Annotated in this window: 16 protein-coding genes; 5 read left to right on the top strand and 11 right to left on the bottom strand. The window is 42.7% G+C overall.

Going from position 1 to position 19,158, the window contains the following annotated elements; genetic code table 11:
- The first annotated feature begins 101 nt into the window (after positions 1-101).
- The 3 genes from CTN01_RS17010 to folA are packed head-to-tail and all read left to right on the top strand — an operon-like array spanning position 102 to position 1,900.
- The gene (locus CTN01_RS17010) at positions 102-905 is read left to right on the top strand and encodes a threonine/serine exporter family protein (RefSeq protein ID WP_045148729.1); all 804 of its coding nucleotides are present in this window, start codon (positions 102-104) and stop codon (positions 903-905) included.
- On the top strand, positions 902-1,378 hold the full coding sequence (locus tag CTN01_RS17005) for a threonine/serine exporter family protein (RefSeq protein ID WP_005369897.1): 477 nt from the start codon (positions 902-904) through the stop codon (positions 1,376-1,378). The genes CTN01_RS17010 and CTN01_RS17005 overlap by 4 nt, the downstream gene beginning before the upstream one ends.
- A 39-nt stretch (positions 1,379-1,417) precedes the next feature.
- Positions 1,418-1,900 carry a type 3 dihydrofolate reductase gene (folA, locus tag CTN01_RS17000; protein WP_045148727.1) on the top strand — a complete coding sequence of 161 codons (483 nt, stop codon included), beginning with the start codon at positions 1,418-1,420 and terminating at the stop codon, positions 1,898-1,900.
- Between the two features lie 60 nt (positions 1,901-1,960).
- Here folA and CTN01_RS16995 read toward each other — a convergent pair whose 3' ends face one another.
- The 6 genes from CTN01_RS16995 to lptD all read right to left on the bottom strand — a co-directional run bounded on the left by CTN01_RS16995 (position 1,961) and on the right by lptD (position 9,089).
- A complete protein-coding gene (locus tag CTN01_RS16995; protein ID WP_045148725.1) occupies positions 1,961-2,776 on the bottom strand; it encodes a symmetrical bis(5'-nucleosyl)-tetraphosphatase in 816 nt (271 codons plus the stop codon).
- Positions 2,777-2,812: 36 nt separating this feature from the next.
- Positions 2,813-3,205 (bottom strand): Co2+/Mg2+ efflux protein ApaG, encoded by a 393-nt coding sequence (gene apaG / locus CTN01_RS16990; protein ID WP_173425652.1) that lies wholly within the window; start codon positions 3,203-3,205, stop codon positions 2,813-2,815.
- A 108-nt stretch (positions 3,206-3,313) separates the two neighbouring features.
- Complete coding sequence (rsmA, locus tag CTN01_RS16985) at positions 3,314-4,138, bottom strand: 16S rRNA (adenine(1518)-N(6)/adenine(1519)-N(6))-dimethyltransferase RsmA (protein ID WP_045083538.1); 825 nt, start codon at positions 4,136-4,138, stop codon at positions 3,314-3,316.
- The gene (gene pdxA, locus CTN01_RS16980) at positions 4,135-5,127 is read right to left on the bottom strand and encodes a 4-hydroxythreonine-4-phosphate dehydrogenase PdxA (RefSeq protein WP_045148722.1); all 993 of its coding nucleotides are present in this window, start codon (positions 5,125-5,127) and stop codon (positions 4,135-4,137) included. The genes rsmA and pdxA overlap by 4 nt, the downstream gene beginning before the upstream one ends.
- Positions 5,128-5,135: 8 nt before the next feature.
- Complete coding sequence (gene surA, locus CTN01_RS16975; protein WP_045148721.1) at positions 5,136-6,437, bottom strand: peptidylprolyl isomerase SurA; 1,302 nt, start codon at positions 6,435-6,437, stop codon at positions 5,136-5,138.
- Between the two features lie 45 nt (positions 6,438-6,482).
- Positions 6,483-9,089, bottom strand: a complete 2,607-nt coding sequence (lptD, locus tag CTN01_RS16970; protein WP_045148720.1) for an LPS assembly protein LptD — start codon at positions 9,087-9,089, stop codon at positions 6,483-6,485.
- A 172-nt stretch (positions 9,090-9,261) separates the two neighbouring features.
- Between lptD and djlA the strand changes: the two genes are divergently transcribed.
- Entirely contained in the window at positions 9,262-10,113 is an 852-nt protein-coding gene (gene djlA, locus CTN01_RS16965; RefSeq protein ID WP_045083534.1) for a co-chaperone DjlA, read from the top strand.
- A gap of 65 nt (positions 10,114-10,178) precedes the next feature.
- On the opposite strand, the gene CTN01_RS16960 is transcribed toward djlA, so the two are convergent.
- From CTN01_RS16960 to rapA, 3 genes are all read right to left on the bottom strand, one after another.
- Positions 10,179-11,132, bottom strand: a complete 954-nt coding sequence (locus tag CTN01_RS16960; protein WP_045148718.1) for a D-2-hydroxyacid dehydrogenase — start codon at positions 11,130-11,132, stop codon at positions 10,179-10,181.
- A gap of 140 nt (positions 11,133-11,272) precedes the next feature.
- The gene (gene rluA / locus CTN01_RS16955; RefSeq protein ID WP_045148758.1) at positions 11,273-11,965 is read right to left on the bottom strand and encodes a bifunctional tRNA pseudouridine(32) synthase/23S rRNA pseudouridine(746) synthase RluA; all 693 of its coding nucleotides are present in this window, start codon (positions 11,963-11,965) and stop codon (positions 11,273-11,275) included.
- A 161-nt stretch (positions 11,966-12,126) separates the two neighbouring features.
- Entirely contained in the window at positions 12,127-15,045 is a 2,919-nt protein-coding gene (gene rapA / locus CTN01_RS16950; protein ID WP_107188515.1) for an RNA polymerase-associated protein RapA, read from the bottom strand.
- Between the two features lie 322 nt (positions 15,046-15,367).
- Here rapA and CTN01_RS16945 point away from each other — a divergent pair, with 322 nt between their 5' ends.
- Positions 15,368-16,744, top strand: coding sequence for a PhoH family protein (locus tag CTN01_RS16945; RefSeq protein ID WP_045130739.1), 1,377 nt, complete (start codon positions 15,368-15,370; stop codon positions 16,742-16,744).
- 82 nt (positions 16,745-16,826) lie between these two features.
- Here CTN01_RS16945 and thiQ read toward each other — a convergent pair whose 3' ends face one another.
- Both thiQ and thiP read right to left on the bottom strand, forming a co-directional pair.
- Entirely contained in the window at positions 16,827-17,561 is a 735-nt protein-coding gene (gene thiQ / locus CTN01_RS16940; RefSeq protein WP_045148716.1) for a thiamine ABC transporter ATP-binding protein, read from the bottom strand.
- Positions 17,548-19,158, bottom strand: a complete 1,611-nt coding sequence (thiP, locus tag CTN01_RS16935; protein ID WP_045148714.1) for a thiamine/thiamine pyrophosphate ABC transporter permease ThiP — start codon at positions 19,156-19,158, stop codon at positions 17,548-17,550. The genes thiQ and thiP overlap by 14 nt, the downstream gene beginning before the upstream one ends.

Here is a 19,158-nt window from a genome sequence, read left to right as displayed (position 1 = left end):
GTGCCGTGAGGTGCGGCTTTTTTTGTGCTTAATCAAAATGGCCTGTGCGGTTGTTCGGTACCCTAATGAGATAATAAGTGTGCAATTTTAATGGATGATAAATGGCAATTAAGAAGGACTGTATTATTACTTCGCTCTCAGAGTCTGAACAAAGAGACATTACACGGTTAGCTATATCTGCAGGTCAACGTCTTTTGCAGCATGGCGCAGAAAGTACCTTAGTTAACGATGTGACATGTCGACTTGGTTTAGCGCTTGGGGTTGAAAGTGTTGAGGTATCACTATCTGCTAGTTCGATGGTGATCAGTACACGTCATCAGGGGAGCTGCATTACGACCACAAGGCGTTGTCAAGATAGTGGGATCAATATGCAGATCGTGACGGATATTCAACGGATCTGTATTTTAACCGAGCGTGGGCTGCTTGATCGCCATGATGTTCACCACAAATTAGAACAGATTCAACCTCAGCGTTATCACCGCTTATTGGTGATTATTATGATTGGTCTATCTTGTGCTTCTTTTAGCCGCTTAGCTGGGGGAGATTGGCCAGTTTTTTGTCTGACTTTTCTCGCTTCATCTATTGGTATGTTTGTTCGCCAAGAGATTGCACATTGTCATTTTAATCCCTTGATTAATTTTACTTTTACCGCCTTTGTTACCACGTTAATTTCAGGTTTTGGACAAGTTTATCAAATTGGTGATGAACCTTTTTTAGCGATGGCTTCTTCTGTACTGATGTTGGTACCGGGTTTTCCTTTGATCAATGCCGTTGCTGATATGGTAAAAGGTTATCCTTCAATGGGGTTGGCACGGTGGACAATGGCGAGTTTACTAACACTTTCCGCTTGTATTGGTATTGTTGCTGCGATGAATGTGCTAGATGTGTGGGGATGGTTACTATGAATGATCTGATCTCACTGATGCTGGCGTTAGGCAATGATATGTTTTTCGCCATGATCCCTGCTGTTGGCTTTGCATTAGTTTTTAATGTCCCACTAAAAGCACTGAAATATTGTGCCATTGGAGGGGCATTAGGGCATGGTTCCCGTTTTCTTTTAATGCATTGGGGAATGCCTATTGAGTGGGCTACATTTGCTGCCGCCACTCTTGTTGGTATGATTGGTGTACATTGGTCACATCGCTTTTTAGCTCATCCCAAAGTCTTTACTGTCGCGGCAATGATCCCTATGGTACCTGGCGTTTTTACTTATAAAGCAATGATTGCGATTGTTGAAATTAATCATCGTGGTTTCTCAATGGAATTATGGGGAGTGATGATTGAGAATTTGCTTAAAGCGATCTTTATTGTTGCAGCATTAGCCATTGGGTTAGCTATGCCGGGATTATTGTTTTATCGCCGTCGACCTGTGGTGTAACCTATAGCGTCAAAAATATTAAAAAGGAGTTTCCTGAAGATGAAGATCAGCATGATCGCCGCAATGGCGCATGATCGAGTAATAGGCAAAGAAAATACGATGCCATGGCATTTACCTGCTGATTTTGCATGGTTTAAGCAATGTACTTTAGGAAAGCCTGTGGTCATGGGGCGTAAAACGTTTGAGTCTATTGGTCGCCCGCTCCCTGGTCGTCATAACATTGTGATCACCCGTAACCCTGAGTTTCATGGCGAAGGGATCACTGTTGTGAGTGATATAGATGCTGCAAAACAAGCTGCTGGTGATGTGGAAGAGGTAATGATCATCGGTGGTGGTAGTATTTACCAAGCGTGTTTACCACAAGCGAATTGCCTTTATTTAACTTTTATTGATGCGAATTTAGACGGTGATACACGTTTCCCTGAATGGGGAGAGGGGTGGCATCAAGTGAGTTCTGAGCATTATGAAGCAGATGATAAAAATGCTTATGCGATGGACTTTACAGTACTAGAACGCAATTAATCATATTGTCAATAATGCCCATGATGGTGGGCATTATTGGATAGGATAAAGCAGCAAGATTTAATAAATAGGGCATTCGGTAACAAAGCGTTGTCCGTCTTCCCAGCGTAACATCGTTAAACTGTTTCCCCACACGCACCCTGTATCAAGCCCAATACAGTGCTTATCTTGATGTCCCATGAGTGCCGCCCAATGGCCAAAGATAATGGTTTTCTCAATCGGCTCACTGCGCTTTACTTCAAACCACGGGATCAAGCTACCAGCTTCAGGGTTTCCAGGATCGACTTTACACTGCATATCTAAACGTCCGTTAGGATCGCAAAAGCGCATACGGGTAAAACTGTTGATGGTATAGCGGAGCTGGTCTAATTCATTAAGTTCTTCTTGCCAAAAATCAGGGCCATCACCATACATATTTTTTAATAGCCATACATAACGTTCAGACTGAAGGATCGCTTCAACTCGACGAGCTTGTTGACGCGCCGTCGCTAATGACCATTGTGGACTAATGCCGGCATGTACCATAACTAATGGAAAATCAGGATGCTCTGCCAGCAATGGTTGATGGCGTAACCAATGGAGTAACTCTTTGCTATCGGGGGCGTCTAAAATAGCTTGAGTTTTATCACTCGGTTTTAAACGTGCGAAGCCATTTGAAGCGGCCAATAGATGAAGATCATGATTACCGAGGATCATCTGTGCACAATTGCCTAGTGCTTTAACAAATCGTAATGTTTCTAATGATTCAGGACCACGTGCGACAAGATCGCCAGCAAGCCAAAGGTGATCGTGCTTGGGATCAAAATGCGCTTGAGCAAGGAGTTTTTTTAGATCAGGTAAGCAGCCCTGAATATCACCAACAAGGTAGGTTGCCATATTGCTCTCATTATTGAGGAAAGTGAAAGTAAACAGCTAGTGGATAATGTTAGGCACAGCCAAACGAAAAGGGGCAATGTCAACTTTAAAGCTATTACCGTCCCCGTCTTCCATAATGTAATGCCCTTGCATCACACCAAGCGGGGTATCAATAATTGTACCACTGGTGTAGGTATAGTCATCACTTGCTTGAATAATGGGTTGTTTACCCACAACACCATCACCATCAATCACTAGTTTTTTACCATTGGCATCGGTGATTAACCAGTGGCGCTTAAGCAATTGCGCTTGACCTCGACCAAGATTATGAATAGTGATGGTATAGGAAAACACATAGCGACTATCGTCAGGCTCGGACTGATCATCGAGATAATGAGTAACGACATGACATTTGATGGTTGGGGTAGAAGTGATACTCACAGACAACATCCTTTGTTTATGATCTCTTTTCATTTTAGCGTCATTCATCCACAAATAAAGAAAAACCCCGGTAACCGTGAAGCTATCGGGGTTTTTGTGTAATCCGCTTAAATGAGATTAAGCTTTCGCATCTTTTTGGTAATTAGCATCAAGCCAGTTCGCCATTGCCACAAACTGTTCAACAGTAATGTTTTCTGGGCGGTTGCCAGGATTAACACCTAGAGCTTCTAGTTGTTCAGCAGTAAAGAGTGCTTTATAGCAGTTACGAATCGTTTTGCGACGCTGGTTAAAACCTTCACGACATACACGATCCAACCATTTTAGGTTGGTACATGGGAACGGTAACACTTCGTAAGGTGTTAGTCGTACTACCGCTGAATCAACCTTAGGTGCTGGTACAAAAGATTCTGGCGGCACTTCAAGTACTGGCATCACGCGGCAGTAATACTGCGCCATAACCGTTAGACGACCGTATGCTTTACTTCCAGGTCCTGCCGCAAGACGGTTAACCACTTCTTTTTGCAGCATAAAGTGCATATCTTCAACATCTTTGTGGAATTCAAAAATGTGGAACATTAAAGGGGTTGAAATGTTGTATGGCAAGTTTCCGAAAATTCGTAACTTATTATTTTCTTTAATAAGTTGCGTGAAGTCGAAACGCATTGCATCACCTTGGTGGATCGTTAGCTTAGAGGCTAGATCAGGGTGATTTTCAAGGCGTTCAGCAAGATCTCGGTCTAGCTCGATAACGGTAAATTTATCAACAAGTTTACCTACTTGCTCGGTGATCGCACCTAGACCAGGGCCGATCTCTACCAAGTTTTGACCTGGTAGTGGATTGATTGATGACACTATGCCGTCAATGATGTAAGGGTCTTTCAAAAAGTTCTGGCCAAAGCGCTTACGGGCGCGGTGACCTAGATGGACTTGATCGCTGCTCATGCTTGTTTATCTACCAATTCTAGGGCGTGAGATAGCGCTGTCCAAAGGCTACCTGTATCTGCCTGTCCGGTACCTGCGAGTTCCAGTGCGGTACCATGATCTACTGAAGTTCGGATGAAGGGCAATCCTAACGTAATGTTAACTGATTTACCGAAGCCTTTATATTTCAGCACCGGTAGCCCTTGATCGTGATACATGGCTAATACCGTATCGGCATCAGCTAAATATTTTTCTTGGAAAATAGTATCGGCCGGTAAAGGGCCGATAAGATCCATGTTTTCTTGCTCGCGTAACAGTTCAAGAGTAGGAGTAATAATATCTATTTCTTCCATCCCTAAACAACCATCTTCGCCAGCATGGGGGTTCAATCCACAGACATAAATTTTTGGTGATTCAATACCAAATTTACTGACTAAATCAGCGTGTAAAATATGAATCACCTGCTTTAATCTGTCTTCTGTAATTGCTTGTGATACACAACTTAGAGGGATATGAGTTGTCACTAACGCGACGCGTAATCCTTCGGTAGCCAGCATCATAACAACTTGTGCAGTGTCAGATTGTTGAGCAAAAAATTCAGTGTGGCCACTAAATGATACGCCAGCGCGGTTAATGACCCCTTTATGTACAGGGCCCGTTACAACGGCGGCGAATTCACCATTCATACAGCCCTCGGCTGCACGCTTTAGCGTCGAGAGCACATACATACCATTACGTTCATCTAACGTACCAGCGACAACATCAACTGTAGTATCGATGTGTGCAACCGTCATCGTTCCTGCTTTATGTGGCAGGGCAGACTGATCCGGTTGATAGGGTAAAATGGTTAGTGGTAAACCTAATTTAGCCGCACGTTCTACCATAACCTGCGCATCAGCACAAATAACAAGTTGGTGCGGCCAATTTTCTTGGCATAAGGCGATGACTAAATCTGGGCCTATTCCAGCAGGCTCACCGGGGGTGATAGCAATCCGTTGTGTGTCAGTCATGTCTTTATTTAGCCATTGTTGGTTGTATTCATTGGTTCAATGTAAGCACCTGCACGTAGTTCTTGTAACCACGTCTGTGCTTCTTCATTGAATTTACGGTTAAAGATGATTTGTGCGGCACGGTTTTTCATTGCAGCATCCGTACGATCGACTTTACGGCGTCCTTCAACTTCAACAATATGCCAACCAAATGTAGATTTAAACGGTTCACTGATTTTATCGACTGGCAGCGTTTCTACTTTGTCTTTAAATGCAGGTGCATACATATCAGGCACTTGCCAGCCTAGTTGACCACCATTTGCCGCAGAACCTGGATCTTCGCTGTAGGCTTTCGCTGCTGCTGCAAAGGTTTGTTTACCGCTAATAATACTTTGGCGAATTTTCTCAAGCTCAGCTTTTGCTGCGGCATCACTTAGAATCATTGAAGGTTTGATCAAAATATGACGCGCTTTTACCTCAACAACAGAGACGCTTGGCATACCTTTTACATCGTTGATTTTTAAGATGTGATAGCCAACGCCACTACGGAATGGACCAATGATCGCATCTTTTCCGTTATTTTGAATCTGATCTGCAAAAACGGTTGGCATTTCTGCTTTACTCATCCAGCCCCATTCGCCCCCTTTCAGAGCTTTAGGCCCTTTTGAGTAGCGGTAAGCCAGTTGTGAAAAGTTTGCGCCTTTTTTAAGTTGAGCAACAATGTCTTCTGCTTCTTGCTTTGCTTTATCACGTGCTACTTTATCAGCATCTTCATCAACACGAATTTGAATTTGGCTAATGTTGTATTGCACGTTTTGTTGAGTTTGCTCTGCCATTTGTTTGGCTAAAGACTCAACTTCTTGTGGCAGAACGTTAACACGCTTACGAACGATAATGGTACGCGCTTCAGATGCTAGCATATCGTTACGCATTTGCTCACGGAACATAGAGTAAGAAATCCCTGCTTTAGCAAGGCTTTGACGTAGTTGGTCCACACTCATATTACGTTGTTTAGCAACATCGGCGATTGCTTGATCTAATTGACTGTCATCAATACGGATCCCTAGCTGTTGAGCTTGTTGGAGCTGTAAGTTTTCAAGGATCAGTTGATCCATCACTTGCTGACGTAAAATGTTATTAGGCGGTAACTGTTGGTGTTCTTCAGCAGCGTTAAGACGAACAGTTTTTAGCATGGCGCTCACATCGCTTTGTAAGATCACACCATCATTAACAGTCATTACAACTTGGTCAAGTTCCTGAGGTGCTGCCATACTGGTTGCTGACATACCCATCATCATTAGACTAAGTACAGAATATTTCCACGTTTTCATTTATATTCCATCAGGTTATAAGGCGACACATGTGCCGCCTAAACATTAATTATTAAGAGTGAACGGATCGCCGTAAGACAAAATATTGCCGCCATCATCCGATGATTGACCAAATGAAGGTCCTGCACCTTGTAAACCAAGTAAACTAAATGAGAAGCTGACATTGCTATCGTATTCAGTAAAGTCACTTGAAAGTGGATCTTTAGCGTAACGGTTGTAGCTAAGTCCTATCATCCAACATGCAGATGAATAGGTGAAGCCAACTTTACTTTCAAGCATTTTGTTAACATTCATGTCTTGGTAGTAATCAGCTTTAACATCAACATTATCGCTAACAGGGAAGCCAATGGATAAACCTAACTGTGAAATACCGTCTTTCTTACCGTTAATTGAAGGGTTCGTGTTGTTAACGTATTTTGTTAAGTAATCACTTGATACGTAACGGTAACTCGGTTGAACAAATACTCCACCGTTACGATATTCAACGGTCACATTACCTTGCTGAATGTCATTCTCACTTGAGTCATATTGCATTGCTGTTTTTAAGAACAGACTATCATCAAGGTTAAATTCTGTTTCAACCGCGGTTGCTGAGTAACTTTTCGCTTCTTTGTTATCGGTACCTTGATTCACAGGTTTATCGATATAGAAGATTTGACCCATGGATAGGGTAAATCGTTCCTTAAAATCTTCATCAAAGTAGCGTGTAGATGCGCCGACAGTGAACTGGTTCGCAGGAGCTATATAGTCGTTACCACTGTATGTTTTATCGCTAAATAGACCGTAGTAGTCTTGTTGTAAACGGGTTGAATCATAGCCACCACCGACATAATCAAATGGGTTATAAATACCTTCTTGGTCAACATTTTTTACATAAAGATATTGAATTTGTGGCTCTAAGCTTTGGGTATAATGACTACCTAAAATGGAGGTATCACGCTCAAAGTACAAGCTACTGTTGACGCGAAACTCAGGAACAACACGATTAACACTATCTTTAAGAGCGTCAAAATCAGCGTTTTTGTCTAATTCTTTTTTATCTTGGTTGTAATGGGCGTAGTTCACTTTTGCCTGAGTAGTTACAGACCACCAAGGTGTCGCATAGGGAAGCGTTAATGTTGGTTCAAAAGTTATACGATCAGCGTCGGGCTTGAATATCGAACTATTTTCAAACTTACTGATACTCATTGGCATTTTAAAATCGAGACCGTAGCCGAGATCAGTTTTATAGTAAGTTGATGAAAGTTGTGGCATTAAGCGATACGGTGAACGATTATCTGTTGATGACTCAGCTTCGTCAGGATCTTTTAAAAGCTGAAAATCACGGACCATCAACATCGTATCCCAGTTTGCATTACGGTAAGACACTTCTGCTGTTTGGAGCAGGTTATTATCTTCACGTTCACCAATACTTGAATCTAAGCCACGCTCAAAATATTTATAATCACTGACTCTACTGTAGTCGATATCAACTAACCAGTTTTTATCAATGATCCCACTGTGTGTCCATTGGAAGCCCCAATATTTGCCAGTGTTGGGTTTATTGTCTTCCAATTGGTAATCTGCGAAATCAGCCTTCTTATCATGACCCATGTACTCACCAACAACTTGACCGTCACCTAATTCATTCAGGTAGCGGAATTTAGCCGTTGTTTGTAGACCACGGTGGTTCATGTATTTTGGCGTTAATGTTAAGTCATAGTTTGGCGCAATATTCCAATAAAATGGCGCTTCGTACTCCATACCATTACGTGAGCCATAAGTTAACGTTGGGTATAAGAAGCCCGTCATACGCTCTTTTGTGACAGGGATACGAAGCCAAGGTAGATAGAATACCGGTACATTAAGTACTTCAAAGCGCGCGTTATATAAATCGGCAAAGGGTGAATCACCATCACGCTGCAAAGAGCTAGCAGCAAAGCGCCAGCTTTTATCTCCTTCTGGACAGGTAGTGAAAGTACCATCTTTCATTTTATAGAACTGAGTACCATCAACATTTTTTTTGTCGATTTGCTCTGCGTCACCACGCCCTGGCTGACAGGTCATACGATAGACGGCATCATCCATTTGTGAGTCTTTGGTGTTTAGATCACTCTGGAGTTGTTTGCCATCCATTTCTATACCACCATCGTGGTAGTAAACATTGCCTTTTGCAGTAACAATATTTTGTGGTTGTTGTAGTGTCACAGTATCGGCAGCAATAGTACGCGTTCCTTGCTGAACAATAACATCACCAGAATAAACGGCTTTATGCTCATTTTTAGCTTGAGCAAGGTCGGCATCAATTTTGATCGGTGTATTCTTGGTATCTTCTTTACGATCTTTCGGTGCTATACAAACACCACGTACCATAGCTAAAGGATCGTCATTAACGGCTGTGTTTGTTGTTTGACCTTTTGCTATTGCATGTTTATCGTTGATATCTTTATGTAAAGAAGTAGCATTTTCTTTACGGTCTTTTGGCGAAATAAAAACACCATCTGCCATAGCTAAAGGATCGTTAATAACGGCTGTTTTTGTTGTTTGATCTTCTGCTACAGCATGTTTACCGTTGATATCTTTATGTAAAGATGTGGCATCTTCTGCCATTGCCGGCCCATAAAGGGCAAGACCAATCATGGTGGCAAGTAAGCTGTGAGAGGTGAGTGACATCAGATTCAACATTCCTGTATCAGTTTGAGAGCAAGGCGAATAATTGCGCTTTTTACAAGCATTCCCGATAAATGACAGCTATCATAATGCAAATTCGACGCGACGGCATCTTTTCAGCGCATGCTGTTGGGTAAACATTGAAAAAATTTAACAAATTACCAGAGAGTATAGAATGCAGAAGACAGGTATATGGGGAAAAATTATTGGTGCGTTGCTTGGCCTCTCCATTGGAAAATTGCCTGGATTGTTGATTGGTTTATTTATTGGTCACCAGTTTGATAAGGCTTATGCTCGTCAGATGAATGGCGGTTTTGCAGGTTTTGGTCAGAACAGAGCCAGCAGCGCAGAGCTGCAAGCAGAGTTTTTCCATGCTTGTTTTGCAGTAATGGGACATGTCGCAAAAGCGAAAGGACATGTAACAAAAGAGGAAATTCGCGTTGCAAGTGCGATTATGGATCGAATGGGGTTACAAGGTGAATCTCGACTTCAAGCGCAAAATGCGTTTCGTGAAGGAAAAGAAGATAACTTTCCATTAGAAGAGATGCTAAATCGTGTTCGTAGCCGTGCACGACGTGCTGATTTACTCCAATTTTTCTTAGAGCTACAAATTCAAGCAGCATTTGCGGATGGTTCATTACATCCTAAAGAGCGTCAGTTACTGCATATTATTGCACGATACCTTGGTTTTTCTGAAGCACAGCTTGAACAACGCTTACGTATGCAAGAAGCGGCATTTCGTTTTCAGCAAGGTGGTTTCCATCAGCAATATCAACAACAAGGCGGTGGTTTCCAAGCGCCCCCTAGCCGAGATCAATTAGCTGATGCGTTCAATGTCTTAGGGGTTGATGAAAATGCCTCAGCGCAAGATGTGAAACGTGCTTATCGTAAACAGATGAATGAACACCATCCAGATAAACTCGCAGCGAAAGGGTTACCACCAGAAATGATGGAAATAGCGAAGCAAAAAACCCAAGAGCTACAAGCTGCTTATGATTTAATCCGAAAAGAGAAAGGATTCAAATAATCAAAATTCTGTGTTGAAAAGTAATAGAAGCGAGCCTTGAGCTCGCTTTTTTATTGGTGAGACATTCAAACGAGATTGTGTGGCTTGCCATTACAAAAGCATTCAATATTTTCAATTAGCTGATTTACCAATGCCGTAATCGCGGAATCAGATCCCCATGCAACATGTGGGGTTAGTAATAGATTAGGCAAATGTGCCTGTTGTAATAATGGATTGTCATCAGTTGGCGGCTCAGAAGTAAAAACATCACAGCCAGCACCCGCAATTTTTTTATCTAGCAATGCATCGACTAAATCTTGCTCATTCACCAGTCCACCACGTCCAGTATTGATCAAAATAGCATTAGGTTTCATCTGTGCCAGTTCTGTTTTTGCGATAAGATCTTTAGTGGTATCCGTTAGCGGACAATGCAAGGTGATGATATCGGCTTGCTGTAATACGTCGTTAAACAGCGTATAGCCTTCACGACAGGTGGTGACGTGCTTATGCTCTGCAAATAGAACTTTCATCCCCAGCGCAGTTGCAAGATTGGCTGTCGCTACCCCTAAACTGCCTTTACCGATAATACCGATTGTTGAGCCTGCGATATCGCTAATTGAATGAGTAAAAAAGCAGAACTGTTGTTGTTTCTGCCACTCGCCTGCGATGATATCTTGCTGATAGCCAATCAGATTACGTTTTAGTGCAAAGATCATTGCTAGCACGTGTTCAGGGACAGAGCGAGTCGCATAACCTCGAATATTGGAAACCGGAATGTTATGGCGGTGACAATAATCGAGATCGACGTTATTGGTCCCCGTCGCACCGATAGCAATAAATTTCAGGTTTGGCAGCTGAGATAAAATATCAGCAGTGAGTTGGACTTTGTTAGAAATGACGATAGTTGCGTGTTGTAGACGTTCAATGACTTGAGATGGCGATGTACGTTGATATTCAATCCATTGATGAGCAGATTGTGGGCGAGGAATATCAATGTGTTCAGGGATAGTAGCACGATCTAAAAATACAATATGTTCCACTGTTAGACTCCATGGAACCTTTGTTCCGCTTGATGTGAAAAGAAGAATGCTAGTTTAGGTTTTTGTTTGTTAAAACAAAGCTAGCATTCTTTTTTCTCGTGATCTAACTTCCGTACGATAGTTCTGACTTATCAGTGGTTTTATTTACTAAAAATCGTTTGTGTTGGCGCTTCTGGATAAAACTCACAAGGGGCAAACAAATGCATCGGTTGATCACTTCCTGGATGCGTAAAAGTCAGTTCTGCTGCGTGTAACAGTAAACGAGGAGAGGCTGCCATTGCTTCCTCATTAGCGTAAAACTTATCGCCTAAAATCGGATGACCTAATGCTTGCATGTGAACACGCAACTGGTGAGAACGACCTGTTACGGGCAGTAAACGGACCAGGGTTGTTTTTTCATCACGACTTAAGACTTGGTAATGCGTTACAGAAGGTTTGCCATCGTCAAAACACACTTTCTGGCGTGGACGGTTAGGCCAATCGCAGATCAAGGGGAGATCGACGGTTCCTGTGTCTTGCTCGATATGTCCCCACACACGGGCGTAATACACTTTTTGTGTTTCTCGCTCACGAAACTGGGCTTTTAAATGACACTCAGCTTTTTTGTTTAGAGCCAGTACAATTAAGCCTGATGTCCCCATATCTAAACGGTGCACAATTTGTGAGTCAGGGTATTTTTCAAGTACGCGAGCAAATATGCTGTCGTGATGCTCTGGTGCTCGTCCTGGGTTTGAGAGTATGCCAGCAGGCTTATTAACGGCGATGATGTCGCTATCAAGAAAAAGAGTATCCAACCATGGATCGGTAGGTGGATTGTAGTTCAACACTGGCAATGGTTTCATGATGCGCTCGTAGGATAGGTATGAATAAAAACGGGGCGAATACTAATATGAATAATAGTAAATTGGTATGTTTGGTGATGCGATTAAAGAAAAAAGCCGTGAATATCAGTAATGACATTCACGGCCTTAATTTACTTATGATGAGTTATTGATCAGTTATGACTTACAACGATCAAGCGGAGTGAATCAAGCTGGATTTGTGCTTTTGCAATGTAGTTAGTTAACTCAATGATTTGGCTTTCAATCAGCTCTAATTCGTCATCACGAATATTTGGATTAACCGCTTTCAGGGCTTGAAGGCGATCAAGCTCAGCGCGCAACGTGTTTTCCATTTCAGCTTGTGCTTGGCTACGTACGATATCAAGCTCTTTACTGATCTCGCGCTCTGCGTGCTCAATCAAAGTATGAATATCTTTTTGAACCGAGTTAACGAGCTTACTGCCAAGGTGACGATTGACTGGGCTAAGTTGGCGGTTAAAGCCTTCAAATTCAACATTAGCTGATAGGTTATTGCCTTTACCATCAAGCAGAATACGGATCGGTGTTTTTGGTAAGAAACGACCAATACCTGATTGCTTAGGTGCTTGTGCGTCAACCACATAGATAAGCTCAAGTAGCAGTGTACCAACAGGCAGTGCTTTGTTTTTCAACAATGACACCGCTGTCGTACCCACGCCTTCACTTAGCAATAATTCAATACCGCCTTGGATCATTGGGTGTTCCCAGCTGATGAAGTTGATATCTTCACGAGAAAGTGCAGTGTCACGTTCAAAAGTGATGGTACAACCATCGTAAGGAAGCCCCGGATAGCTTGCCACCATCATGTGCTCTGATGGGGTCACAACAATTGCGTTTTCGCCTTTGTCATCTTGGTTTAAACCTATGGTATCAAACAAGCCCAGTGCGAAAGTCACAAGGTTAGTATCACCATCTTTAGCGCTGATCTTCTCAACCAACTGTTTAGCTTCTTCACCCCCGTTAGAATGAATTTCTAACAGGCGATCACGACCTTGCTCTAACTTGGTTTTAAGCTCATTGTGCATTTCAGCACTGCGCTGAATAACGGATTCAAGTGCTTCAAGATCGTGTTTGTCACTGGCAAGCAAGGTGATCAGATCTTCACATACCGCTTCATAGATAGCACGGCCAGTCGGACAGGTTTCCTCAAAGGCATTTAAGCCTTCGTTGAACCAACGCGCTAATAGTGCTTGAGAAGTGCCTTCTAGGTAAGGCACATGAATTTCTATCTCACGCTTTTGACCAATACGATCCAAACGACCAATACGTTGCTCAAGTAAATCAGGGTTGCTTGGTAAATCGAACATCACCAATTGGTTTGCAAACTGGAAGTTACGACCTTCTGAACCGATTTCAGAACATAATAGTACCTGAGCGCCATCATCTTCTTGGGCAAAGTAAGCCGCCGCTTTATCACGTTCGATAATCGACATTCCTTCGTGGAACACAGTGGCACGGATGCCTTCACGCTCACGTAATGCCTGCTCTAAGGTTAATGCGGTTTGCGCACGAGAACAAATCACCAACACTTTCTCGTTACGGTTGGCTTTCAGCATATCAAGTAGCCAGTTAACACGAGGATCGAAGTTCCACCATGTTGCTGATTCACCTTCAAATTCTTGGTAGATATCTTCCGGGTAAAGTAGCTTGATCGCTTTCTCGTTGACACCCATTTTACCGCCCATCATTGCCGCAACGCGCATGGCTGTGGTGTATTGGGTTGGCATTGCTAACGGGTACATATTTAGGTGACGCTGAGGGAAACCTGTGATTGCTGAGCGGGTATTACGGAACAATACGCGGCCCGTACCGTGGCGATCCATCAGGTTGTTGATCAATTCATGACGCGCGGCTAATGCTTCAGGATCGTCTTGAGCTGAATCTTCGATCACACGTAACATTGGCTCGATATCTTGCTCAGACAACAGCTCGGTTAAGGTGTTTTTCGCATCATCATTCAGTTTTTCACCAGAAAGCAGTTGTGTTACAGCATCAGCAACGGGTTCGTATTGACGCTCTTCTTCAATAAAGGCTTCGTAGTCGTAAAAACGATCAGGATCCAGAATACGTAAGCGTGCGAAGTGGCTTTCACGACCTAATTGCTCTGGTGTTGCGGTTAGTAGCAGCACACTTGGCGTTTTTTCTGCTAAGGCTTCAATCACTTGGTACTGACGACTAGGCTTATCTTCACTCCATTCAAGGTGGTGAGCTTCATCGACAACCAATAGATCCCAATCAGCATCTAGCGCTTGTTCAAAACGACGACGGCTTTTACGTAAAAAGTCTAATGAACACAATACATATTGCGCGGTATCAAATGGGTTAGCGGCATCAGCAAATGCTTCAACACAACGCTCTTCATCAAAGATAGAAAAGTGCAGGTTAAAACGACGCATCATTTCAACTAGCCATTGATGTTGTAGGGTTTCAGGAACCACGATCAGAATACGTTCAGCACGGCCTGATAACACCTGCTGGTGGATGATCATACCCGCTTCAATGGTTTTACCTAAACCGACTTCATCGGCAAGTAGAACACGTGGCGCATAGCGACGACCGACTTCGTGAGCAATATATAACTGGTGTGGGATCAAACCTGCACGCATACCGCATAAACCACGTAATGGGCTTTTTAGTTGCTCGTATTGGTTTTTCAGCGCGCGGTAACGCAGTGCAAAACGATCCATGCGATCAATTTGACCGGCAAACAATTTATCTTGCGGTTTATTGAAACGAATTTGGTGACTTAAGAAAAGTTCACGTAGTGCGACATTTTCTTCTTCTGTGTCGGTACGCGTACCTACGTAGGTGATCACGCCTTTATCTTCGTTGATCGCTTCTACCTTTAGTGACCAACCCTCATGGCTTTCAATCACATCACCAACGTTAAACATGACACGGGTAACAGGGGCATCATTACGTGCATATAGGCGATTTTCTTCTGATGCGGGGAACATCAAGGTAACCGTTCTTGGTTCAAGAGCGACAACGGTACCTAGACCTAAATCACTTTCTGTATCACTGATCCAACGTTGACCCAAAGCAAATGGCATAGTGGTAGAAACCTTCTAATTATTTGATATCAAAAAGACTGTAATAAGCTGTGCAAAGTATTAATAAGCTACACTGAAAATAAGTGTACGCTAGAATTTAAAATTTTTGCATAGCTCAAAAAGGGGACACATGTTACTGCATGATGTGATTAAGGTCACGGTGAAAGTGATGAAAATCGGTCACAGTAAAATCATAATAAAACTTTCATCTATCGAGGGCTTAATAGGAAAGACGTCATAATTAAACCAGATGGGTAATTTTGACGTAAGCTAATAGAGTATTAGCTTAATTATCGCTGTCCAGACTACCAAGGAGGTGCCTATGGACGACGCCGAACGGAAACTGTTTGTACTTGATACAAATATTCTGCTTCATGAACCTCTGGCGTTCTTTTCTTTTCAGGAACACGATGTGGTTATTCCCATGACGGTTCTGGAAGAATTGGACAGAATTAAAGACAGTAAGCGTGATGTTTCTCGTGATGCGCGAGTCGCGATACGTGCGCTTGAAGATATATTCCACGACGCACCACCAGAGCAAATTTCGGCTGGTATTCCTTTCAACGATAAAGTGGCTCATAGCGGTACTATTGCTATTTTTGCTGACTATGAAGTAAAACAAACCGTCCATGCCTTTAGCGATAAGGCGGGTGACAATCGTATTCTTAATAGCGTTCTCTTTCTGCAACAAAAACATGCACCACGCTCTGTGGTATTAGTGACTAAAGACATCAACATGCGACTGCGTGCCAAAGGAGCAGGTGTCTTGTATGTTGATGACTATCGTACCGATCAGTTGATTGATGATGTCGCATTATTAACCAAAGGCTTTCATCGCTATCACGGCGATTTTTGGGAAAATGTTGCTGAGTGTCAGTCGGAAAATAAAGGTCGCTCAACCTTACATACCTTACCTAAAAACTTATTTGAAACTCCCTTTGTTAATCAATATTTACTAGATGAGGGCAATGATTTTGCCGCTAGAATTCAAAGTATTGATGATGAAAGTGTCACCATTAAAGACATTAGCCAAGAGCGACTAATGCATCGACAAGCTTGGGGTGTTAATCCTAAAAATATTTATCAAGGGATGGCGCTAGATGCAATGCTTGATCCTCGGATTGATTTAGTGATTTTAACGGGTCCTGCTGGTTGTGGTAAAACCATTTTAGCAATGGCTGCAGCACTTGAGCAGGTGATTGAAAAAGGGATGTATGACAAAATTATTGTCACTCGTAATACACCCGAAATAGCCGAATCAATTGGTTTCCTACCGGGGACCGAAGAAGAAAAAATGATGCCATGGCTGGCGGCGGTTACCGATACTATGGAAGCACTTCATAAGCATGATGTTTGTACTGATGGCTCAATGAAGTATATTTTTGATAAAGCCAATATTCAATTTAAATCGATTAACTTTATGCGTGGGCGTTCTATTCAAAATGCCTTTGTTTTACTCGATGAGTGTCAAAACTTAACAGCGTCACAAATTAAAACCATTATTACCCGATGTGGTGAAGGAACAAAAATTGTATGTTCGGGTAACCTTGCTCAAATTGATTCCAACTATCTATCCCCAGTGACCTCGGGATTAACCTATATTGTTGAGCGCTTTAAAAACTTTGAAGGTAGCGCCAATATCTATCTCAATGGGGTGGTTCGAAGCCGTCTAGCGGAATTTGCCGAAGAAAATCTTTAATCACTAGCAAGAAGAATAAGAAAAGCGAGCACATAGGGTGCTCGCTTTTTTTGTTTATATTGTTACTTATTGCATTCTGTGGTTATGTTTCTTGTAGGGTTAAACCGAGATAGTTTTTAAGCTCAGGTAATACGGGATTAGATAAAACATCACGGGTTTCTCCTACCGCTTTGATAGTGCCTTCATTAATAAAAATACATTTATTGGCAATCTTTTCGGCATCTTCAGGGCTATGAGTGATCATCAATACCGTCATATTACGCGTTGTGGCTAATTGCTTAACGAGGTTTAGCATCTCTGCACGCAGTGCAGGATCAAGGGCCGAAAATGGCTCATCAAGCAGTAGTAAAGGGCGCTCTCGTAATAAACATCGTGCTAATGCTACTCGCTGACGTTGCCCGCCAGAAAGCTGCTCAGGTAAACGCTCAAGATAGGTATCAATCCCCACTTGTTTCGCTGAATTAATTACTCGCTGTTTTTGCTCTGCGGTAAGTTTAAGGTTTGGGTTGATACCTAACGCAATATTTTCAAACACACTGAGGTGAGGAAATAAATTGTGCTCTTGAAATAACATCGAGAGTGGACGTTGTGCAGGCTCTAGCTGACAGATAGATTGGCTATTAATGGTGATCTCACCGCTATCAGGGACGAGAAAGCCAGCAATGAGTGCTAATAAGGTACTTTTACCCGCGCCACTTGGTCCAATGAGTGCGGCGATATCTCCCTGCTCAAGCTGAACATCAAAGCTCAACGCCATCGCAACCTCATTTTTGTGTTGAGGTAAGTAAGTATAGTTGATTTGATTAATGTTTAGCATGATGAGCTCCTTGGCGATGGCGAGTAACAACAAGATACTCGACTACACTAAATAAACCTAAGCTGAGTAACAGTAAAACCAGTGCAGCAACAGCAGCGGCATCCATTCGGTAACTGCCCATTAGTTCAAATAAATACAGTGGCAGCGTTTGAAAGTCTTGACTGCCAAATAATGCAATCGCACCTAAATCCCCCAGTGATAAGACAAAGCTAATAGCGAGAGCTTGGGCGATAGGAGCACGTAACGCACGCCATTCAACCAAACGTAATCGCGATAGATGCGTCATCCCTAAACTGCGACATAACGGATTATATTGCTGCGCAAGGTGGAGCATTGGTTGACTTAATGTTTTGATTACATAGGGCAGTGCCATTAGGGCATTAACACAGACCACAACCCAAAACGCAGCACTGTAAGCATCGGTATATTGGCGCAGTAAAAGAAAAATACCAGTACTTAACACTAACCCTGGTGTCACTAAAATCACTGTGCCGATCATTTCAATCCCGTCAGCAGCCAGTTTTTTACGTGCTAAGCGTAAGCTACGACTCGTGATGAGGATCATGACGCCAAGACAAAATGCTAGTAAGCAGGAAAATAGTGCGATATGGAGTGAGTTAGTGATTGCTGACCATAACTGCTTTTGTTCTAAGATAGTAAATAATTGATGGTTAATACCCGATACAAAGACGGCAATGATCGGTGGTATAACAAACACTAACGCACTGATGATCCAGAATACATCCCAACATTTAGCGCGCCATGTATCGTTATAATTCACTACCTTTCTGCAGATAGAGCCGTTTAGGGTAGAAAGCGGTTTAGCAAAACGTTGGGTAAAAAGTACTAATGAGCAGCAAAGTAGCATTTGCCATAAGGCTAAAATCGCACCTGTCGCTAAATCAAAGTCATAACGCAACGCTTGATATATGGCGAGCTCGATAGTGGTTGATTTAGGACCACCGCCAAGCGACATGATCACGGCAAAGCTGGTAAAGCACAACATAAAGACTAAACCCGCGATATGCGGCAGTTGTTGGCGTAGTCGAGGCCATGCAATTAAGCGAAATTTACTCCAGCCAGTAATACCTAAATGCGCCGCAAGCTGATGTTGCTCTGCGGGGATACCGTCTAGGCTTTGCAGTAGAAAACGAACGGTCAGTGGCAGGTTTAAAAATACGTGCGCCAGTAAGATCCCGCTTAAACCGTAAATGTTTAATGGCGGTAAGCCTAGTATTTCTAGGTTATGACTGATCAATCCACTTTTGCCATAAATCGATAATAAACCAAAAACAGCAACCAAGACGGGCATCACGAGCGTCATCGCAAATAAACGTAATAGCAGAGCTTTTCCTACAAACTGCCGTCGTGAAAGTGCATAAGCAATGGGAATCGCTGGGATGATGCTAAATAGAGTCGACAAGATGGCTTGATAGAAGCTAAATCCTGTCACATGTCGCAGATAAGGATCATGCCATAGTGTTGATAGTTGCCAGTCGTTAGCCTGACTAATCAAGGCGGTGAGCGCGGCAACAACAACAAAAGTGATCAGCCCGGCACTGATAATACCGGGCAATAAGGTAATGCGTTTGTTCAA

The organism is Photobacterium angustum, assembly GCF_003026365.1.
Lineage (GTDB): Bacteria > Pseudomonadota > Gammaproteobacteria > Enterobacterales > Vibrionaceae > Photobacterium > Photobacterium angustum.
Note: the sequence above shows the minus strand (reverse complement) of the source record. Positions and strands in the feature narration are given on the sequence as shown.

Excerpts from the sequence above, each read along its gene's own strand:
- rapA (WP_107188515.1), bottom strand. The coding sequence starts at position 15,045 with ATGCCATTTGCTTTGGGTCAACGTTGGATCAGTGATACAGAAAGTGAT.
- CTN01_RS17005 (WP_005369897.1), top strand. The coding sequence starts at position 902 with ATGAATGATCTGATCTCACTGATGCTGGCGTTAGGCAATGATATGTTT.
- lptD (WP_045148720.1), bottom strand. The coding sequence starts at position 9,089 with ATGTCACTCACCTCTCACAGCTTACTTGCCACCATGATTGGTCTTGCC.
- djlA (WP_045083534.1), top strand. The coding sequence starts at position 9,262 with ATGCAGAAGACAGGTATATGGGGAAAAATTATTGGTGCGTTGCTTGGC.
- CTN01_RS16945 (WP_045130739.1), top strand. The coding sequence starts at position 15,368 with ATGGACGACGCCGAACGGAAACTGTTTGTACTTGATACAAATATTCTG.
- surA (WP_045148721.1), bottom strand. The coding sequence starts at position 6,437 with ATGAAAACGTGGAAATATTCTGTACTTAGTCTAATGATGATGGGTATG.
- CTN01_RS16995 (WP_045148725.1), bottom strand. The coding sequence starts at position 2,776 with ATGGCAACCTACCTTGTTGGTGATATTCAGGGCTGCTTACCTGATCTA.
- folA (WP_045148727.1), top strand. The coding sequence starts at position 1,418 with ATGAAGATCAGCATGATCGCCGCAATGGCGCATGATCGAGTAATAGGC.
- rsmA (WP_045083538.1), bottom strand. The coding sequence starts at position 4,138 with ATGAGCAGCGATCAAGTCCATCTAGGTCACCGCGCCCGTAAGCGCTTT.
- pdxA (WP_045148722.1), bottom strand. The coding sequence starts at position 5,127 with ATGACTGACACACAACGGATTGCTATCACCCCCGGTGAGCCTGCTGGA.
- apaG (WP_173425652.1), bottom strand. The coding sequence starts at position 3,205 with ATGTTGTCTGTGAGTATCACTTCTACCCCAACCATCAAATGTCATGTC.
- CTN01_RS17010 (WP_045148729.1), top strand. The coding sequence starts at position 102 with ATGGCAATTAAGAAGGACTGTATTATTACTTCGCTCTCAGAGTCTGAA.
- thiQ (WP_045148716.1), bottom strand. The coding sequence starts at position 17,561 with ATGCTAAACATTAATCAAATCAACTATACTTACTTACCTCAACACAAA.